Annotated in this window: 24 protein-coding genes; 13 read left to right on the top strand and 11 right to left on the bottom strand. The window is 62.5% G+C overall.

Annotated elements, in window-relative coordinates; all coding sequences use genetic code 11:
- Window positions 1–2: 2 nt before the first annotated feature.
- The 6 genes from B058_RS0107890 to B058_RS0107915 all read left to right on the top strand — a co-directional run bounded on the left by B058_RS0107890 (window position 3) and on the right by B058_RS0107915 (window position 5,638).
- Complete coding sequence (locus B058_RS0107890; RefSeq protein WP_211208663.1) at window positions 3–491, top strand: N-6 DNA methylase; 489 nt, start codon at window positions 3–5, stop codon at window positions 489–491.
- Window positions 488–1,132: a DUF429 domain-containing protein gene (locus tag B058_RS0107895; RefSeq protein ID WP_018507931.1), complete on the top strand. Its 645-nt coding sequence runs from the start codon at window positions 488–490 to the stop codon at window positions 1,130–1,132. The genes B058_RS0107890 and B058_RS0107895 overlap by 4 nt, the downstream gene beginning before the upstream one ends.
- Window positions 1,133–1,168: 36 nt before the next feature.
- Entirely contained in the window at window positions 1,169–2,173 is a 1,005-nt protein-coding gene (locus tag B058_RS0107900) for a restriction endonuclease (RefSeq protein WP_018507932.1), read from the top strand.
- A 99-nt stretch (window positions 2,174–2,272) separates the two neighbouring features.
- Window positions 2,273–4,066, top strand: coding sequence for a 3'-5' exonuclease (locus B058_RS16635; protein WP_211208664.1), 1,794 nt, complete (start codon window positions 2,273–2,275; stop codon window positions 4,064–4,066).
- 69 nt (window positions 4,067–4,135) lie between these two features.
- Window positions 4,136–4,789 carry a small multi-drug export protein gene (locus tag B058_RS0107910; RefSeq protein WP_018507934.1) on the top strand — a complete coding sequence of 218 codons (654 nt, stop codon included), beginning with the start codon at window positions 4,136–4,138 and terminating at the stop codon, window positions 4,787–4,789.
- 111 nt (window positions 4,790–4,900) lie between these two features.
- Window positions 4,901–5,638 (top strand): sulfotransferase family protein, encoded by a 738-nt coding sequence (locus B058_RS0107915; RefSeq protein WP_018507935.1) that lies wholly within the window; start codon window positions 4,901–4,903, stop codon window positions 5,636–5,638.
- 30 nt (window positions 5,639–5,668) lie between these two features.
- Here B058_RS0107915 and B058_RS0107920 read toward each other — a convergent pair whose 3' ends face one another.
- The 5 genes from B058_RS0107920 to B058_RS0107940 form a co-directional block, all read right to left on the bottom strand.
- Window positions 5,669–6,796 carry a Fic family protein gene (locus B058_RS0107920; protein WP_018507936.1) on the bottom strand — a complete coding sequence of 376 codons (1,128 nt, stop codon included), beginning with the start codon at window positions 6,794–6,796 and terminating at the stop codon, window positions 5,669–5,671.
- Between the two features lie 142 nt (window positions 6,797–6,938).
- Window positions 6,939–8,795 (bottom strand): hypothetical protein, encoded by a 1,857-nt coding sequence (locus B058_RS0107925; protein WP_018507937.1) that lies wholly within the window; start codon window positions 8,793–8,795, stop codon window positions 6,939–6,941.
- A 194-nt stretch (window positions 8,796–8,989) separates the two neighbouring features.
- Window positions 8,990–9,412, bottom strand: coding sequence for a type II toxin-antitoxin system VapC family toxin (locus B058_RS0107930; protein WP_018507938.1), 423 nt, complete (start codon window positions 9,410–9,412; stop codon window positions 8,990–8,992).
- Window positions 9,409–9,663, bottom strand: a complete 255-nt coding sequence (locus tag B058_RS0107935) for a type II toxin-antitoxin system Phd/YefM family antitoxin (protein WP_018507939.1) — start codon at window positions 9,661–9,663, stop codon at window positions 9,409–9,411. Before B058_RS0107935 ends, B058_RS0107930 begins: the two co-directional genes overlap by 4 nt.
- Before the next feature lie 89 nt (window positions 9,664–9,752).
- Window positions 9,753–10,007 carry a hypothetical protein gene (locus tag B058_RS0107940; protein WP_018507940.1) on the bottom strand — a complete coding sequence of 85 codons (255 nt, stop codon included), beginning with the start codon at window positions 10,005–10,007 and terminating at the stop codon, window positions 9,753–9,755.
- Between the two features lie 125 nt (window positions 10,008–10,132).
- Between B058_RS0107940 and lexA the strand changes: the two genes are divergently transcribed.
- The 6 genes from lexA (at window position 10,133) to B058_RS0107975 (ending at window position 13,826) form a co-directional block, all read left to right on the top strand.
- The gene (gene lexA / locus B058_RS0107945; protein WP_018507941.1) at window positions 10,133–10,735 is read left to right on the top strand and encodes a transcriptional repressor LexA; all 603 of its coding nucleotides are present in this window, start codon (window positions 10,133–10,135) and stop codon (window positions 10,733–10,735) included.
- A gap of 210 nt (window positions 10,736–10,945) precedes the next feature.
- Complete coding sequence (locus tag B058_RS0107950; RefSeq protein WP_026240744.1) at window positions 10,946–11,782, top strand: restriction endonuclease; 837 nt, start codon at window positions 10,946–10,948, stop codon at window positions 11,780–11,782.
- A gap of 99 nt (window positions 11,783–11,881) precedes the next feature.
- Window positions 11,882–12,499, top strand: a complete 618-nt coding sequence (locus tag B058_RS0107955; protein ID WP_157265677.1) for a SagB/ThcOx family dehydrogenase — start codon at window positions 11,882–11,884, stop codon at window positions 12,497–12,499.
- A gap of 182 nt (window positions 12,500–12,681) precedes the next feature.
- The gene (locus B058_RS16640; RefSeq protein ID WP_281166668.1) at window positions 12,682–12,915 is read left to right on the top strand and encodes an MOSC domain-containing protein; all 234 of its coding nucleotides are present in this window, start codon (window positions 12,682–12,684) and stop codon (window positions 12,913–12,915) included.
- 42 nt (window positions 12,916–12,957) lie between these two features.
- The gene (locus B058_RS0107970; RefSeq protein WP_018507946.1) at window positions 12,958–13,209 is read left to right on the top strand and encodes a hypothetical protein; all 252 of its coding nucleotides are present in this window, start codon (window positions 12,958–12,960) and stop codon (window positions 13,207–13,209) included.
- 122 nt (window positions 13,210–13,331) lie between these two features.
- Window positions 13,332–13,826: a hypothetical protein gene (locus B058_RS0107975; protein ID WP_018507947.1), complete on the top strand. Its 495-nt coding sequence runs from the start codon at window positions 13,332–13,334 to the stop codon at window positions 13,824–13,826.
- A 72-nt stretch (window positions 13,827–13,898) separates the two neighbouring features.
- Here the strand turns inward: B058_RS0107975 and B058_RS0107980 are convergent, their stop codons facing one another.
- The gene (locus B058_RS0107980) at window positions 13,899–14,516 is read right to left on the bottom strand and encodes an MBL fold metallo-hydrolase (protein WP_018507948.1); all 618 of its coding nucleotides are present in this window, start codon (window positions 14,514–14,516) and stop codon (window positions 13,899–13,901) included.
- Window positions 14,517–14,638: 122 nt separating this feature from the next.
- Here B058_RS0107980 and B058_RS0107985 point away from each other — a divergent pair, with 122 nt between their 5' ends.
- The gene (locus B058_RS0107985; protein WP_018507949.1) at window positions 14,639–15,343 is read left to right on the top strand and encodes an SDR family oxidoreductase; all 705 of its coding nucleotides are present in this window, start codon (window positions 14,639–14,641) and stop codon (window positions 15,341–15,343) included.
- A 25-nt stretch (window positions 15,344–15,368) separates the two neighbouring features.
- Here the strand turns inward: B058_RS0107985 and B058_RS16645 are convergent, their stop codons facing one another.
- The 5 genes from B058_RS16645 to B058_RS0108010 all read right to left on the bottom strand — a co-directional run bounded on the left by B058_RS16645 (window position 15,369) and on the right by B058_RS0108010 (window position 18,432).
- Window positions 15,369–15,965 carry a Spy/CpxP family protein refolding chaperone gene (locus B058_RS16645; RefSeq protein WP_018507950.1) on the bottom strand — a complete coding sequence of 199 codons (597 nt, stop codon included), beginning with the start codon at window positions 15,963–15,965 and terminating at the stop codon, window positions 15,369–15,371.
- A 57-nt stretch (window positions 15,966–16,022) separates the two neighbouring features.
- Window positions 16,023–16,292: an SHOCT domain-containing protein gene (locus tag B058_RS0107995; protein ID WP_018507951.1), complete on the bottom strand. Its 270-nt coding sequence runs from the start codon at window positions 16,290–16,292 to the stop codon at window positions 16,023–16,025.
- 138 nt (window positions 16,293–16,430) lie between these two features.
- On the bottom strand, window positions 16,431–16,805 hold the full coding sequence (locus tag B058_RS0108000) for a hypothetical protein (protein ID WP_018507952.1): 375 nt from the start codon (window positions 16,803–16,805) through the stop codon (window positions 16,431–16,433).
- 170 nt (window positions 16,806–16,975) lie between these two features.
- Complete coding sequence (gene mepK / locus B058_RS0108005) at window positions 16,976–17,518, bottom strand: peptidoglycan L,D-endopeptidase MepK (protein ID WP_018507953.1); 543 nt, start codon at window positions 17,516–17,518, stop codon at window positions 16,976–16,978.
- Complete coding sequence (locus B058_RS0108010; protein WP_081616768.1) at window positions 17,515–18,432, bottom strand: L,D-transpeptidase family protein; 918 nt, start codon at window positions 18,430–18,432, stop codon at window positions 17,515–17,517. Before B058_RS0108010 ends, mepK begins: the two co-directional genes overlap by 4 nt.
- Between the last annotated feature and the right edge of the window lie 114 nt (window positions 18,433–18,546).

The following is an 18,546-nucleotide window of genomic DNA, read 5'->3' on the forward strand; positions in this document are numbered from 1 at the left end:
TGGTGGAGTCCAAATTGGTTTGCGGCACCGGAGGCTTTCTGCTGGCGGCGCACGATTATGTGGTGAAGCACTACCCCAACATGACGTCGGCGGAGAAGAAGCTGCGCGGCGAAAGCTTCAAGGGCTGGGAGCTGGTGCAGGCCATCGCCCGGCTGTGCGCGATGAACATGCTGCGGCACGGCATGGGCAGCGAGGAATTCGAGCCGATTGCAGTGGGCGATTCGCTGGCCGCCGACCCCAGCGAACGCTTCGACGTGGTGCTGACCAATCTACCCTTCGGCAAGAGGAGCAGCACGACGATTGTTGGAGAAGAGGGCAGCCTGGACATCTTCTGGCTCAAGGACGAATCGCTGTCCGATTCCGACAACCTGCCGGCGCCGGAAGTGATCGCGGCGGAGATCGTGGAGGATTTGGAGGCGGCTCTGGAACAGTTTCGGGAGATATTGGCGGATATGGGGCCGGAAGTGGTCGCCGAGGATGCTAGTGCATGATGGATGTGGTGATCGGCATTGATGTTCAGGCAGCAAGAGGTTGCCCATACGCTGTGCTGGATGAGTCTTCGAGGGTGGTGGACTCAGGATGGTTAGGCACTGGGGATATAGGTAAGTCGGTACAGGAATTATCGGCCCGCTATCCAGACGCACTGTTTGCTATCGATGCGCCACGTATGGCGCTGCCGACACCGCGCGCATGGTTTTGGCGCAATAAAAGGTGGGGGCGTGCAACCGGAAATGAGGTTGGGAACGGCCGCCATTGCGAGGTGGTGATTGCCGCGCATCGACTTGCTAACCCGCAGTGGACCCCGTTGTCTGAGGCTGCACCCGAATGGATGCAACACGGTTTCGCGATCTTTGAGGCATTGGACGGCCGGGCCCAGACATTGGAAGTGTTTCCATCGGCCAGCTATCGGATGCTGAGTGACACGAAGGAGTTGCGCGTAGATATGCCGCTTTCAGGGTTTCTGCCTGGCCCCAAGGACATGCTTGATGCTGTGGTGGCTGCACTAACAGGAATGGAGTTCCTGGCTGGGCGTGGCCAGGAAGTTGGCGGCGGTGATGGACTGGGCACCATTGTGTTGCCAAGGCGAATCGACAAACCGATCGATGCGGTACTGCACTGGCCTGGTAGTTAGAGGTATCACACACAAATATATAAGGGAGAAGGGTTGATGCCTAAAAAAACCATGTGGATGGTTCGCGCCGAGGTTGGTGGCAAATACTTTGAGGACTTCAAGGCCAAGTCCATCGTAGCCATCGGTTGGGTAGGGCTGGGCGACATGAAATCTCTGTCGAGCCGTGAGGCCTTTACACAGGCCGTGGCCAAGGCTTACCCGGAAATGAAAAAAATGCAGGTGGCCATATCCGCAGGTCAGCTTTATCGCTTCGCGCGTGAGATGAAAGTAGGTGATCGCGTGTTGACCTATGACCCATCTGGCCGTGTTTACCTGGTTGGCACGATCAACAGTGATTACTTCTACGATCCTTCTTTTATCGAGGATGACCCCAACTGCCGTCGCGTGGTCTGGGAGGGTGAGGTTTCTCGGGATCTTTTGTCGGTCAGCACAAAAAATAGCCTTGGTGCAATTTCCACTCTGTTCCTTTTGCCTGATGAGGCAGTTACTGAAATCGAGGCCCTGCTGGCGGGCAAACAACCGACCAAGACAGCCATCGAGCCAGAGGACGAGGAGGTGGCTGTCGGGACAATCCTCAAGGACATCCAGTCCAAGGCGTTCGAGTTCATTAAGGATAAGGTGAGCAAACTGGACTGGGAGGAGATGCAGCAACTCGTTGCCGGCATGCTTCAGGCTATGGGCTACAAGACCCGTATTTCACCGAGCGGCCCGGACCGAGGAAAGGATATCGTGGCTTCCCCCGATGGCTTCGGGTTTGAAAGTCCGCGCATCGTTGTCGAGGTGAAACATCGCACAGGTAGCCAGATGGGATCTCAGGAAATCCGGAGTTTTCTGGGTGGTCGGCACAAGGATGACAAGGGCCTTTATGTAAGCACCGGTGGCTTCACCAAGGATGCTCGCTACGAGGCAGAGCGGGCGAGTATTCCGCTTACGCTGATGGACTTGGATGATCTGGTGAAAGCCTTGCTGGAACACTACGAGAGAATGGGCATCGACAACCAGAGGCTGATTCCGCTACGCAAGGTTTATTGGCCAGCTTGACTTTGGCTTTTGGGCCAGAACAGTTTTGGGGGATTCTGGCCGATAAGGATATTGAAGGAACAATCGAAGCCTAGTCACCAGGGCTAGGGGGAAAAAATAATGTCCACCCTGATCCCAAGCTACTCTTCTTGCGCCGCCCGTATGACCGGTGGCGAACGCCGCTTCGCCCAACGCCTGGAATCCAAACTCGAAGACGACTATCTGTGTTGGTACGACGTGCCGATTGGGCAGTCGATGCGGCATCCGGATTTTGTGGTGTTGCACCCCAGGCGGGGCTTGCTGATCCTGGAGGTGAAGGACTGGAAGCTGGATACGATCCAGTCGATCACCAAGTCGGACGTCACCCTGCTGACTGACAAGGGATTGAAGCATGCGGCCAACCCGCTGGAGCAGGCCCGTCAGTACGCGCATGCCGTGACCAATGTGCTGGAAAAAGACCCGCAGCTGGTTTTCAGCAGTGGCCGCATGCAGGGCAAGCTGCTGTTCCCCTGGGCTTATGGGGTGGTACTCGCGAACATCAGCCGTAAACAGTTTGAAAGCACGGACCTGGGCGACGTGTTGGAACCCCACCGGGTGATCTGCCAGGACGAGATGGTCGACTCTGTGGAGATGGAAGCTTTCCAGAAACGGCTGTGGGACATGTTCACGGTGGGTGGTTACGGCAAACTGGGTTTGCCGCAGATCGACCGGGTGCGCTGGCACATGTTTCCCGATATCCGCCTGTCCGGAAATCAGGGCGAATTGTTTGGCGGAGAGGGGGTAGAACCTGCCGAGCTACCCGATATTTTGCGGGTGATGGATTTGCAGCAGGAGCAGCTTGCCCGCAGCCTGGGCGAAGGCCACCGCGTGATTCATGGGGTGGCGGGTTCCGGCAAGACCCTGATCCTGGGCTACCGGGCCGAATATCTGGCCAAGGTGTGTACCAAGCCCATCCTGATTCTTTGCTACAACAAGTCGCTGGCCAAGCGGCTGGAACACTGGATGCAGGAAAAGGGCGTGGCCGATAAGGTCGTCGTGCAGAATTTTCATGCCTGGTGCCATCGTCAGTTGACCGCCTATAACGTGGGGCTGCCGCAAGGTAATGCCAAACGGGAAGGCTATTGGGACGACTTGGTGGACAAGGTCATTCGCGGGGTGGATAGAAAGCTCATTCCTTCCGGGCAGTACGAGGCTGTGCTGATCGACGAGGGCCATGACTTCAGGCCGGAATGGTTCAAGCTGGTGGTGCAGATGGTTGATCCGCATACCAATTCGCTGCTGGTGCTGTACGACGATGCGCAGTCGATATACGACCACGGCGAGAAGCGCAATTTCAGCTTCAAGAGCGTGGGGGTGCAGGCGCAGGGGCGGACGACGGTTCTGAAGATCAACTACCGCAATACGCAGGAGGTTCTGGAATTTGCCGCCCGCTTTGCCAAGGAACTGCTTTCACCGTCGGAAGCGTCGGAGGATGGGGTGCCCCGGCTGGCGCCCGTGTCGGCTGGGCGTCATGGACCCAAGCCATTGTTGATCAAGCTGCCGACGCTGAAAGACGAGGCGAAATACATTGTCGAGCAATTCAAGGCGGCGCATCGGGATGGTACGGCGTGGAGAGACATGGCCGTCCTCTACCGGCATTGGGAGCCGGTCGGCAAAACTATCATCCGTGCCTTTGAGAACGCAGGCGTGCCGATCACAAGCCACAAGAACATGGAGTTCGGCGACAAGCAGGACACGGTGAAACTGATCACTTTCCACAGCAGTAAGGGGCTGGAATTCCCGCTGGTGGCGATACCGGATGTGAGTATTTCGACCGACGACGACAAGGCGGCAGAAGATGAGGCGCGGCTGCTTTACGTGGCGATGACGCGGGCGACCAAAGAATTGCTGGTTCTTGAGAGCGAAGCTGCTTGATGATTGATTACCGGATCGCCCTTTTAGAGAAGTATTTCCGCACATATCCAGACAGCCCAAGGCACCCGCATGCATGAAACGCTTTTCACCCGCCCCGAAGGCCGCATGCTGGGCATTGGCCTGGCGCTCACCGGCTTGATGCTGCTGGCGTTCGGGATCGGCTGGCACCTGTATCCGGACCGCGTCCTTCCCTACGCGATCATGACCGGGCTGAACCTGATCATCGGCCGCGAAGCGGGGATGTCCTTCGGCTATGCGAGCGGTTTCGGCCATGCCCAGGTGGTGCCCCTCAACATCCTGATCGAGACCATCCAGGTGCTGGTGATCTACCCGCTGTTCGTGCAGAGCACGCGGCATCTGATCCGGCTGCGTACCCTGGAGCCTTTCATCACGCGCATCCACCACGCGGCGCAGTCCGGCGGGGGCGTGGTGCGCAAGTTCGGCGTCGCCGGCCTGTTCGTTTTCGTGTTTGCGCCGTTCTGGATGACCGGTCCGGTGGTGGGGGCGATCATCGGGTTTCTGATCGGCCTGCGCCCGTGGGTGAATCTGGCCGTCGTGCTGGTGTCGACCTATGTCGCGATTGGCGTGTGGGCGCTGTTGCTGAACGAGCTCAATGTCTGGGCATCGGCCGTCAACCAGTACGCGCCTTACTTGTTGTTCCTCGCAATCCTGCTGATCGCTGCCGCGATGGAGTGGATGGGGCGGCACCGTGCGCACGGCTGAAAACGGCCATGGCTGGATACGCGCTGTTCCATTACGAACAGCAGAATATCGCTGCCGGTTATTCCCGATTCTTGAAATGAGAATGCTGACGGCCGACCACGAATTGAACCAATGAGCGCTTCGCCTGATCCCTACGCCCGAATCTTCCTGCTGAGCCACATGCGCGCCTACACCAGTCTGGCGGGGCATATTCTCGGCTCGCATCCGCAGATCAACGGCTATTACGAAATGCATCTCAGCTATGAGGATGCCGCCGCGCTGGATAGGCAGCTGGAGGCGTTTCGGCATGACGAGGTGCCAAAGCCGGGGAGCCGCTACCTGTTCGACAAGCTGTTGCACAACGACTATGTGCTGACGCCCGGGCGGCTGGGCGTGGCCGAACTCAGGGTGTTGATCGCGCTGGCGGAGCCGGCGCACACGATCAGGAGCATCGTGCACCTGTTCCGGCAGAAGCCGGATCCGGACCTGTATGCCTCGCCGGTGGAGGCGGCGCGCTACTACGTCGAGCGGGTGCGGGCGCTGGATGCCTTCTGCCAGACGAGCGCTTGGCCTTATTTCTATTTCGACGCGGAATTGCTGCAACGCGCGCCGGGGAAACTATTGCCCCGGCTGACGGACTGGCTCGCGCTGGATTCGCCCTTGAGCGAGCGGTATGAGGTGTTCGGCCAGACGGGTAAGCCGCGCCGGGGGGATACGTCGGCGCGGATGCGGAGCGGAAGCATCGACCAGACCCGAACGGATTATTCGCATGTCGTGATTCCCAAGGAGGCGCTGAGCCTGGCGCAGGCGGCCTACCGGGAATGCCGGGCGCGGATCATCGCGCGGGCGGCGGATTCGGCGACGCTTTAGATATACCAGGCGCCTTGAAGCGGCGCCACATTAAAACACCAGCTGATATCTCACCCCGGCGCCTTGCCCCAGGCGTTGCAGGAAGCCTTGATCGGTCAGTGTTTTCAGGGCGTACTGTACGGTCCTGCGCGGCAGTTGGGTCGCACTCACGATGCCGTTCACCTGTAAGCGTTGCTCCGGTCGCGATTTGAAACTTTGCAGCACGGCCGACGCGGTTTCCGACAGCTTTTGCAGGCGCACATACCGTGCGCGGGTGTGCTCCATGTCGTGCAATGCATCTTCCAGCATTTTCAGAAAGAACCAGGCCAGCGGTTCGTAGCGGTAGTGTGTCGGGTCAGCCTGAAACGTCCCCTGCGATACTTCATGCAGCACTGCGTAGTACTTTGCGCGGTTCTGCTCGATGCGCCTATCCAGTGCGACGTAGGGCATGACTGCGGCCAGCGGCTCGTCGTCCGATTGCAACAGCGCCAGAAGAAACAGCGCGCGTCCGATGCGTCCATTCCCATCCTGGAAAGGATGAATCGCCAGAAACCGAAACACGAATTCCGTTGCCGCCAGCAGCGGCCAGGTCGATTCGCGCCGGCTGGCGTTGTACCACGCCACCAGGTCGGCCATTGCGGTTTCGGTGGCGATGCCGGGCGCGGCCGGGTCGAGCACGATGCGCACTTCGCCCGTGGCGTGGTTTTTGGAAATCACGCGGTTGGGCGTGGTTTTGTACGCGCCTGCATAGGGCGAGGCCTGCGGATAAAACCTGAGCAAGTCATGATGCAGGCCGCGTATCACCATCTCGGTGAGTGGAATGAAATCCCGCGTCTGCGCGTAGATCGTCGTCAACACCTCGCGGCAGCCAACCACCTCTTCCACGCTCCGCTCGCGATCCTTGGAAAGTTTGTCGAGGATGATGTCCTTGTGCTGCTCGAAGGCCGTGATGCACCCATCGGCCGATAGCGTGGTGTCCACCCATTCCACCTCGGCATCGGTGAGTAGCGCGTTTTCGATCCGCGTGGAGGCGCCCACATTGCTGATCAGGGCGCAGCGATTCAGATAATGCGCCTCGCCGTCCGAGAGCGAACCCAGCCCGGAGGCAGCCTTCACCACTTCGGCTTGTAGCTTCTTGAGGGCTTTTTCGAGTTTTATGCTCGGTTGGAAGGACAGCATGGTTGTCGTCAAGCCATTGTTGAATAGGGGATTTTCCGAAAATGCGCAATATGGCGCAACTTTATTGGCTAAACAGTTGCGCAATATTGCGCATTGTGGCGCGANAGTCATCCCTCACCCCACGGATATCCTCAAGGCACCCTCAAAACAGGCTGTCCCAGGCGTCGCGCTCGGCGCGGTAGGCCATCAAGGCCTCGACGATCTGCCGCTTGCGCTGGGCGCGATGCGCGGCGGACTGGATCTGGCGCCAGGCCAGCGCCTGCTCGCCGAAATTGCGGTCGATGTTGTCGATGAAGGCGCGCACCTGCCGCAGCGCCTGGGCGAGGGCGGGCGCATGCTCGGCGGCCTGCAGCCACCAATGGCCGGCATGGAAGACGAGGTCGTCCAGCTGCCGGTTGCGCGCGGCGATGGCGTCATGCTTCTGTTGGTACAGCGCGAGCAGTTCGGTTTCCTTCTGTGCGACGACGGCGTCGATCGCCTCCTGGGCGAAGGGCCGGGTGACGTCGGCCTGTTTGACCAGCGCTTCGGTGGAAAACAGCATCAGGTCGCCGAAGAACTGGCGCTCGAATTCGTTGGAGACGTCCACGCTGGCCTCGCCCAGTTCCACGCCGGGGCGGAAGTCGTCGCCGGGGCCCGCCTCGGTGGTGCGGCGGTGCAGGTTGGGCATGTTGAAGGAGGCGAAGCGGTGGCCGATTTCGGCGGCGATCAGCCGTCCGGCGGTGGGGCCGGACATGCGCAGGCGCAGGTGGCCGAAGGGGATGACGTATTTCAGCCCGGCGTAGTTGACGATGTAGTTGCCGGGATAGACCGTGCGTGCAGGCGCAAGCTGCGTGAAACCGCTGCCGTAGGCAAACCCGGTCTTGCGCGTGAGGTGCTCGCCGAAGAAGAAGGCGTTGAGCCGCTGGGCAAAGTCCGCGAGGCACGCGCTGTGGTCGTGCGCGCCGGCGAGGCGGCAGGCATAGGGAAAGGTCGCCGGCTGGTTGTCGAAGCCGAACAGTTTCGCCATGTCGTGATAGGCGGCGTCGCCCACCGGCTGCGCGGGCAGGTCGTGAAACTGGCAGGCCTGGTCGGCGTGCAGGGTGGCCAGGCGGGTGAAGAAGGCGGTCACGTCGTCGAGGAAATTCGCGGCCATCACCGCCGGCGACACGGGCGGGTCGCCCACCATCTTGCCGGTGAGCATGAGGGTGTCGGTGGTGCGAAAGATCTTGTCGATGGCGTGGAAGTAGTTCAGCGCGAAGACCGCCTCTTCACCGGTGGCGGTCTGCCGGTTCACGCACAGCGACTGGTCGCTGTCGATCAGGTAGTAGAGCGTGTTGCGCCTGTCTGCGGTGAGCTGCAGGCACTTGAGGTAGCTGAGGTTGCGGTTGGCGGCCTGGCCCTTGAGCCAGAACCGGTCGCGCGGCTGGGTGGTGAGCAGCGTGCCGAGCCGTTCGCGCGTGGATGGCGGCAGGGCGTGCAGCAGGTCGTACTGTTCGGTGAGGCCGAAGTGAACGACCCGTAGGCCTTTCCGCCGGTATTCGTCGACCAGTTCGATATGGCGGCGGATATTGGCTTCGTCGCGGCTGTCCTCGCTGACGACGACCTGGATCCTGTCCCACCTGCCGGACGCGTGGCCGCCGTAGTCGAACAGCGTGCAGACCTGGTAGATGCTCTCCAGGCAGGCGCGCAGGTGCGACGGGCGATCCGCCACCGGAATGCTGAGGATGAAGTGGTGGCGGTCGTCGGTATGGCCATGCTGGCCGCGCTGCCGGATCAGCGCCTCCTGTTCGCGGAACAGGGCCTGGTAGCTCGCCAGCAGCGGGTGGAAGTCCGCGCCGTCGGCCCACATGGCTTTTTCCAGCAAGGGATAGCTCTGTTCGTAGAGGTCGATCAGCGCGTCGGCGTCACGGGTGGCGGCAAGACGCTTGCCGAGTTCGGCCAGGGTGGGAATCGCGCCGGAATAACGCGCGATGCAATCCTGCAGGGCCGGCGTGGCGGACGTGAAGTCGGGAGACGACATGGAGCGGGATCGGCGTTCCTGAAGCGGTCGGTTCATCGGCACGGGGGCGTTGCGAGCGCGGGCCCGCTGCGAGGCAGAAGTGTAATAGTACCTGCCTGCGCATCAAATCCGGGTGGATAGGGTGGAGTCAACAAGCGGGGGCGTCCTGGTCCAACCCCCGGAATAACAAGCGAGGGTAAATATCGATGCGCCGCTTACAGGGCCCAGGGATTGAATACCTGCGGAAGCAGGCCGAAATCCTGTACGTTGCGCGTGACTACGGTGAGGCCGTGGCACTGGGCGGTGGCCATGATCAGGCCATCCATCACCGGGAGGGGGCGCCCAGCCAGTTCGGACTGGGCGGCGAGTTGCGCCCAGCCGTGCAAGGCAGCGGCGTCGAGGGGCAGAATGCGGCCGGCGAAGCGCTGTTCCACCTTGCCCAGCCATGCGGTGAGTTTCTGGCTGCGGCGAGGGTCGGTTGCGCGCAGCTTGAGGATGCCCTTCTCGATTTCGCCCAGGGTGATGACGCTGAGATGGAGGCTGGTTTCGTCCTGCTCGTCCAGCCAGGCGATGACCTGCGGCGCGGGCGATTTCCTGATGTATTCGGAGAGGACGCAGGTGTCCAGCAGCCAACTCATAGCTCGACGTTGCGACCGGTGTCCGGGCTGCGAGTGAAGTCCAGGTCCTTGCCTGCGAGGTCGGGCTGCAACAGCGCGGCGGAGAGCTTGCCCCGACGCGGGCGGGTGAACTTTGCGTAGGCTTCCACCGACACCACCACAGCCGTCGGCTTGCCGTGCACGGTGACGACCTGGGCGTCGCCGCTTGCGGCATCCTTGATGAGCTGGCTCAGGTTGTTTTTCGCTTTCTGCAATTGCCATTCGCTGTTCATGGTGAACTCCTGCTTATTCTGGCTAGTCTGGCCAGAATATAGCACGGTGCCGGCGAATTGACCATCTCCCGCTTCATTAGGCGATCGGCTCATGCCCGTATTCGTACCCGCTTCTCCACCGTCAGCACCTCGCCCGCCGCATCCACCACCGCATACAGTCTCGGTGCCGGGCGGCCGGCCCAGGACGGGCCGGGGGTGGGGCTGTCCAGGTAAATGACCTGGGCGCCGTCGAACTGCTTTTCGACCTGTCCGTTGGCGAGCAGGTCGTTCAGGGCGTCGATGGAAATCCCGCGCCGCTTCATGTGGCTGAAGGCGAGGGCGCTGATCTTTCCGAGTTTCATCATGAGGGTTCTCCTGCTTGCCTGCGCGGGTGCGGCCCGCGCATTGGCGTTTTACGGGTTCAGTCTTTATACTGTACAAGCATACAGTAACTATACTGTACATGTATACAGTATTTGGAGGAAGCCCCATGCGAGATCTGACCCGTCGCCAGGAAGAAATCCTGAACCTGATTCGTGAGTGGATGGAGACCACCGGCCTGCCGCCGACGCGCGCCGAGATTGCGCAGCACTTCGGTTTCAGTTCGCCGAACGCGGCCGAGCAGCATCTCAAGGTGCTGGCGAAGAAAGGCGTGCTGGATCTGGTGCCGGGGACGTCGCGCGGCATCCGGTTGAAGGGCGATGGCGGAGTGCCGCTCGTGGGCCAGGTGGCCGCAGGCAGCCCGATCCTGGCGCAGGAGAACATCGAGCGGCATTACCAGTTCGACGCCGCGATGTTCAATCCGCGCGCGGACTATCTGCTCAAGGTGCGCGGCATGAGCATGAAGGATGCCGGCATCCTGGACGGCGACCTGCTCGCGGTGCATCGCAACACCGAGCCCAAGGCGGGGCAGGTCGTGGTGGCGCGGATCGGCGACGAGGTCACGGTGAAGCGCTTCCAGAAACGGGGCAACACGGTGCGACTCCTGCCGGAAAACCCCGATTTCGAGCCGATCGTCGTCGACCTCACGCGTCAGGAACTGGTCATCGAAGGGATCGCGGTCGGCGTGATCCGCAACGGCAATGGCTTGTGATCGCGATCCATGGCGTGAACGGGGAAGGCGGCCTGTCGTCGTTCACGCCGTATGCCGCCGCGCCCGGTATACCGGGCTTGAATAAGCCCTGGTAATCTCTCGCACTACACGATAAAAATCGCTCGGTTCCGGATGCGTTTCCGGGCCAGGAATACAGTCGGCGGATTCGCGTTGTATGGATCCATGGTCCGTTACAAACCCATAAAAATCATGGCGCGTCGCAAACAAAGCCCCGTTGAAGACCTGATCGAGATCACCGGCAAGCTCCCCTGGTGGGTGGGCGTGGCGCTCGCGCTGGTGGCGTATGTCGGACTGCACAGCCTCGCGATCCGTGAAGTGGCGGCAGTCGTCCAGCCCGGAAAGATGGGCGATTTCGTCAACCAGACGGTGTTCAAGACGCTGGCCGGCGTGGGCCAGTATCTGCTGCCCGCCGTGTTCCTGGCGGGGGCGGGTCTGTCTGCCTATGGCCGCTACACGCGTCGCACCTTGCACCAGACGGTGGCCGCGAGTCCGGATCACGCCGCGCTGAACGACATGAGCTGGAAGAAGTTCGAGGCGCTGGTGGGCGAGGCGTTCCGGCGCAAGGGCTATTCGGTGACGCAGACCGGAGGCGATGGCCCCGATGGCGGGGTCGACCTGGCCTTGAAGAAGGGCGGCGAGTTCTTCCTGGTGCAGTGCAAGCAGTGGCGGGCGATCCGCGTGGGTGTGAGCATCGTGCGCGAACTCTACGGGGTGATGGCGGCCCGGGGTGCGGCCGGCGGCTTCGTGGTGACGTCCGGCGTGTTCACGGACGAGGCGCTTGCGTTTGCCAAGGGCAAGAACATCGAACTGATGGACGGCAAGGCGCTGCACGCACTGATCAGCGGCGTGACCGCGCCGCCCCGGTTTTTCCGGGACCCGCTCAGTATCACGACGAACGGCGCGCCGTTCTGCCCCGAATGCCAGAGCCGGATGGTGAAGCGCAAGGCCAAGCAGGGCAGCCGGGCGGGCCAGGCATTCTGGGGCTGTATCCGCTACCCGGACTGCCGGGGTTCGCGGCCGATCTGAGTGAGGGCGGGCAGGACGGGGTCAGGCTGGACGGCATAAACGGTCTAGAGTGAAAGAAGCCCCTCTCAGCAAGGGCGCAATCACGACGAGGTGCGGACGATGAGCACGATGGAAGCGGGACAGGTACAGGAAGCCGGCGCGGTCAGGCTGCCTCCACCCGAAAAGGTGGGCGGTATCCCCTTGATGCAGGCGCTGAAGGCGCGGCATTCGGCGCGGGAATTCGATGGCAGGGCGTTGCCGTTGCAGGTGCTGTCGAACCTGCTGTGGGCGGCGAACGGCGTGAACCGGGCGGATACGGGGCAGCGCACGGCGCCGTCGGCACGCGACTGGCGCGAGACCGATGTGCTCGTGATCACCGCAGAGGGCGCGTATCGCTACGATCCGCCGACGCATGCCTTGTCCCGGATGGTGGCCGGCGATCTCCGCCCGCTGGCGGGCGTGCAGGATTTCGTGGCGACCGCGCCGGTGAACCTGGTGTACGTGGCGGACCTCGATCGGACGGGCGAAGCCAGCGCGGAAGAAGCAGCGTTCTACAGTGCAACCGATGCCGGTTTCATCGCCCAGAATGTGTATCTCTATTGCGCATCGGCCGGCCTCGCCGGGGTGGTGCGCGGCCAGCTCGATCGCGCGGCGCTGGGCGCTGCCCTGGGGCTGGGCCCGAATCAGCGCATCACGCTTGCGCAAACGGTGGGCTATCCGGCCGGCAGCGATAAATAACGCATCGGGACGCGGCCTTACCCATGCCCCGATTCGTCAAGATCCTGTTGGCCTGCCTGATTTGCCTGAGCGTGGTGGGCGGCCTGGCGTGGTGGGCCCAGCGGCTGCTGGCATGAGGTCGGGACCGGATCGAACGGCGGCCGTCACGGACGCCGCCAGCCTGCGCGACCTGACGACTCGCTTTGCCCGTCCGGGCCGGATCGAGGCGATTTATATTCGGCCCCTGCGCCGGGGTGGTACTGGAAGTGATGGGGCATTGCGATCCCTGTTCGCGTATGGAGGCGGTGCTGGGACCGGGCGGTTACAACGCGATGCGCGGACATGGCGGGGTGAATGCCCGTATCCTGGCAGGCGGCACGATCCGGGTGGGCGATGCGGTGACGGGCGAAGTAGCCGACATCCCCGACTTGGTGTAGGCGAGGGTGCCTGCGGGCTCACGAATCATGAGAGGAGGTCGTATGAAAACGAAAATCGGATTGATGACGCTGCCGCTGCTGTGTGCGGCCAATCTTGTCCTGGCGCAGGAGCCTGCGCCGGCCGCTGCGGCTGCACCGGCCGACATCGCTGAAGCGCCGACCACGGCCCAGACGCCGGCGCAAATGGCGCCGAGCAAGCCGATACGGCGGCAGGGGCGCGACATGCGCCGCTGTCTGAAGCTGAAGACCAACGAGGCGATCATCCGCTGCGCCGAGCCCGGACGTAAGCCGTAAGTGCGGGCGACCAGCAATCCGTCGCAGGCGGATCGAATGAGGGGTGGAATTCGGGTATCTTCTCGCTGCGTGTCCGAACGAGATCGGACACGCAGCCCCTTTCCCTGACGACTGGAGTTCCCATGCGCGCTTCCTTATCAAAACACATCGCCCTTGCCTTGTTCGTGACCGGCCTTTTCGCTGCCAGCCCGGTCCTGGCCGACAAACCGGACTGGGCCGGTCATGGCAAGCCGGACAAGGCCGCGAAGGGCGGCCATGACGACGACCGCAGGGAGACGCGCGGCGACGGCGACGTTCAGGTGAGCGTGCATTTCGGCGATCGCCAGCGCGAAGTCGTGCGCGAGTATTACCAGGACAGCTTCCGGCATGGGAACTGCCCGCCGGGGCTGGCGAAGAAACACAACGGCTGCATGCCGCCCGGTCAGGCCCGGAAATGGCAGCTTGGGCGGCCGTTGCCGCGCGACGTGGTGTACTACGATCTGCCGCCGCGCGTCGTGGTGAGCCTGGGCGTGCCGCCCGCCGGCCACAAGTATGTGCGGGTGGCCGGTGATATCCTGATGATCGCGATCGGCACCAGCATCGTGGTCGATGCCATCGACGACCTTGGCGGCATGTAAGCGGGTCGTGCATCGCGAACAGGGGCCAGGCATTGCCTGGCCCCTGTTTTTTTTGGGCATCCGTCGAGTCCGCTACCGTTCGAGCCTGTCGAGGAATGCTTGCAGGCCCGACCGGGCGCCGCCGATCCAGGGTGCGCCGTGAGCGAACAGCAGATGATCGAATTCGCGGTCGCGCAGATGCTTCAGGAACGCCTTGCGCAAGCCGCGCTTGACGCCTTCCGGGTCGTCGCCCATGTAGGCGTCGGGCACGAAACCGAGCCGGCCCCGTTCGCGCACGATGGCGTCGCCGACGCTCAGGATGCCGCCATGCAGCGGCAGGTAGAGCGCGGTTTCCTCGGGGCATAGCGCCGCAACCTTGAGCGCGAGCACGCCGCCGGGCAGGGTCTTGCCGTGGCTGAAGCCGCGCACCTTTTCGCCGTGGGTGAATTCGTGAAGGCCGTCCTTGTGGCACCAGACCTGCGCGCCGTAACGCTCGGCGAAGCGGTCGCTGTGGCGATAGTGGTGGCGGTTGGTTAGGTAGATGTGCTGTGGCGCGTCGTGCGCGGCGAACCACTCGATGCCCTGCGCGGGCACGCGCGGATCGATCAACACGGGCGGGTCGGTGGCGTGGAGGTAATAGGAATGGACGTAGGCCTGGATGCCTTCGTGGAAAGTCTTCCAGTGAAACACGCCGGGCAGGATTTCCTTCATGGCAGAGTCGCTTTCTTCCGGACCGTATCGTTCCAGTAAAGCCGATGAAAGGTGCAAAGGAAAGCGCTCGTGCGGGGCAGTTGCCGTCTATACAAAAGAGGACGGGTCTGGAGAATCATCCGATGCACACGCTTCCCGGCATACTGATCACCGGCGCCAACCGCGGCCTCGGACTGGAATGGGCGCGACAGTACGCCGAGGCCGGCTGGCAGGTGATCGCCAGCTGCCGTCATCCGGAGGCGGCCGACGAACTCAAGGCCCTGGCCGGCCGGCATCCACGCCTCAGCGTGCATCGGCTCGACGTGACCGACGGCGAGCAGCTGCGCACGCTGCAGCTCGACCTGGAGGACGCCCGCATCGACGTGCTGCTCAACAACGCGGGCGTGTACCTGGACAAGTTCATGGGCGCCTTCGGCGGCATCGACTATGACGTCTGGCTGCGTACGTTCGCCGTCAATACGCTGGGGGCGGTGCGGGTGAGCGAGGCCTTTGCCGGGCACTTGGCCCGCAGCGAGAAGAAACTGGTGGTGGCGATCAGCAGCCACATGGGATCCATCGCCGAGATCGGCGCGCCAGGAAACTATGCCTACCGTTCCAGCAAGGCGGCGCTGAATGCCGCCATGAAGGGCCTTACGTATGCCTTGGCGCAATATGGCATCGGCGTCCTGCTGCTGCATCCGGGCTGGGTGGGCACCCGCATGGGCGGCCCGGATGCGATGCTCACCCCGGCGCAGAGCGTGCGCGGCATGCGCGCCCTGGTGGACAATTTCCGGATGGAACTGAACGGACGTTTCTTCCGCTACAACGGCACCGAGATTCCCTGGTGATCCCTGCGAGAGCAGGCCGCCCTGCTCACTTTTCGGGAGTGGGTGCCCAGCCCTTGCGCCAGTAGCTGCGCAGCTTCTCCTTCTGTTCCTTGGTGAGGAGGGCCTCCATGCGCGTGTGCGCCGCCACGGCGGAGTCGTACATTTTCTGCTGGAGTTTGCCGAATTCCTTGTAGGCTGCATCGATGGCGGCCTCGTCCCGTTTCGGGGCCTGGTTCAGGTCGCGCAGCCTGGCCTGCTGGTCCATCATCTCGCCCATCAGGGCCCAGTGCGCCTTGCGGGTCTCGTCCTGGATCTTGTTGATCTTGGTTTGCTGCTCTGGGGTCAGGTCGAGCCCGCTGCCCCAAAATGGGCCCATCATCCCGCCCCCCATCATGCCCGGGCCCATGCCGTACCCACCCATCATGCCGGGGCCCATGCCGTATCCACCCATCATGCCGGGGCCCATGCCATATCCGCCCATCATGCCGGGGCCCATGCCGTATCCGCCATAGCCGTTCATCATGCCGGGCCCATATTGCGGGGGCGGGGGTGAATCGGCCGCCAGAAGGGCCGGGGCGGTTCCGCTCAAGAGTGCAGCAAGACTGAAGGCCGCAAGCCGGCTGACAGGTCGTGTGGTGTTCATGGCGATCTCCTTTCAAGAGAGGGGTCGAGGAAACGGTCGGATATTCATGCGTGCCGCCTATTTCTCCAGGAGGTCGTCGCGTTTCTGGAGATACTCGTCGCGGCCGATGTCGCCGCGCGCGTAGGTTTCCTTGAGGATGTCGAGGGGCGTTTTCTGTTCCGGCCGGATGTCGAGGCCGCCCTTGTCGCGGGGCCTGAAAAACAGATATTTCAGCAGGGCGATGACGAGGAGGAGAGGAATTCCCCACATCAGGAGCATCCATATGCTGCCGAACAGCAGGCCGAATCCGCCATCGAACATCCAGCCGTGATTGTATGGGGCGTACATGGTGTCCTGAGTTGTTTGGGTTGCAGGGGGAGTGAATCCTGATGAAACCGAGATGAAACAGTGGGCTTCAGCGGCTGGCAGCCAACTCAATATAGCCTCGCATGGCTCGAATACAAGCGGGTGTCCCCGGCACGCCCGCTAGCGGGGTGCGTCTGCTTCGTCGGTGTGCCGTCCCAGCCGATAGGCGATCGGCAGCACGATGGCCGCCGCCAGCGTCGGCACCCAGTAGATCAAGTCGTCTGCGTAGCCGTCGTAGCGGAGGTAGCGCTCGGATGCGACCAGCACCAGGTTGGCAGCGAGCAGCAGCAGGCCGGTGGCGAGCAGCCAGGGACCGCGCAGGCTTTCAATGAACAGGCCATAGAGCAGGAAAGGCATCAGCACGGCCAGCAGGATGCCGGGTTCGAGCAGATAGGCGACATGGTAGAAGGGAACGAGGGATGCGGCGGCAGCCAACCCGAGTCCGAGCAGAATGATGAGATAGGCCGCCGGACGGGGATCCTGGGTGAGGGCCATGACACGCCTCCTTGGCATGCAAGTGGAATCGATTCGACCCGTTGGACCGGGGCAGGGTTTCACCCTGTTGTAGAGAAATATTATTGGGCACGCATCGGTGCCCTAGGAGGCAGGTCTTCATTTGCCGGCCGCACGTCGAACGACTGCGGCCGGCGAGGCTGTCGTGCGGTCTAGCCGCCCCAGGTCCGCACGCGTCCGACGTCCAGATGCACGAAGTCGGATGCGGGATAGTAGCCGACGCCGCCGCCTTGCAGCGCGAGCCCGGTCTGGCGCAGGTCGGCCAGCGCCACGCCGGGAATGCGGATGTCGATGGCTTTGCCTTCCATGTGCAGGCTGTGCTTGGCGACACCGGAGGAGCGTTCCGACAGCAGGTGGTTGGTGGCGGGCGAACGGTAGCCGGAAATGACCTGGAAGGGTTGCGAAGAGCCGAGCGCGAGGTCGACGCGGCTGAGCAGGTCCAGCAGCTGAGGGTCGATGGCCGCGACCTGATCGTTGCGAAAGTCGCGCAGCACGTGGTTGATTTCGGCGAGGGACTCCGGGACGTAGTCGCCCTGTACCCAGTAGGCCAGGTTGAGGCTCTCGCCGGTGTGCAGGTTGTGGAAACGCAGCCGGCGCTCGGGCGCGGTCTGCCACGCATTCGCCATGGCAGGAAGCGGCATCGCGGCGGCCAGCAGGCCCAGTTTGAGAAATTTGCGTCGGCTGACGTGCTTCATGGTTGTCCTTTCGATCCGTTGCCTGGCAGGCGGCCCACTTCCTCGGCCAATCCATCCTGAGCGGCGATTACGGCGTCCACTTTAGGCCAATCGATGGACTGGCTCAAGCCATTGGCTTCAGCCAGATCGCGCACGGTTCGCGCGGGGTCGATTCCCTTCTTGTAGATGTCCCGATGGACTTCGAGCAGGATGCGGCCGTCTTCGATCACCGCCAGCAAAACCGGCTGGTAAATAAGACGTCCCTGCATTCCGACCCGCACCTGGTCGAAAAGTTCCGCAATATCATCGGGATGCAGGCGAATGCAGCCATGGCTCTGGAAATGGTAGACGCTCGCCGGCGCGATGGTGCCGTGGATGCCGTAGCCCCACAGGTTCAAGCCGAGCCAGTGTTTGCCCAGGGGATTGTCGGGACCGGGGGGCACTTCCTCCTGCACGATTTTCCCTTCGCGACGCATCTCTTCCTGAATCGATTTGGGCACGAGCCAGGGCTTGTTCGCCTGCCGATTGACGATCCTGAATTCGCCCTGCGGGGTGGGCCAGCTGGGCTTGCCCAGGCCGACGGGATAGGCGGAAACCAGCTTGCCCTGGCCGAAGTTGAACAGCATGCGCTGAGGGAGGTTGACGAGGATGCCGTCGTCGAGCGCCGCCGGGACGATGTGGGGATGGCGGACGTGGAGCAGTTGGCCGGGGTGGAGCCTGGCGTTGGCGGGCAGGGCGTTCTGCCGGGCCAGCAGTTTGGGCTCCAGGCCGAAGCGGGCGCCGATGGCGGTCAGAGAATCACCCTGCTGGACGGTGTATTCAGTGTCACTGCCCGTCACCCGGTGGGAAAGTGGCGGTAGATCCTGCGCCAGGGCCGGAAGGCTGGAGACGGCAAGAAGGCATACGAAGAAACTGCGGCGCGCTAAAGAAATCATCAGTGTGTTTTTGGGGTTGTGTGCCAAGCTCGGCCGTCCGGCTCCGCATGCCGGGGATTGCCAGGTTTCCGGTTCATCGCGCAACCGGTTCGCCGGTTTTTCGCTCGGAGGCAT

The organism is Thiobacillus thioparus DSM 505, from assembly GCF_000373385.1.
Classification (GTDB): domain Bacteria; phylum Pseudomonadota; class Gammaproteobacteria; order Burkholderiales; family Thiobacillaceae; genus Thiobacillus; species Thiobacillus thioparus.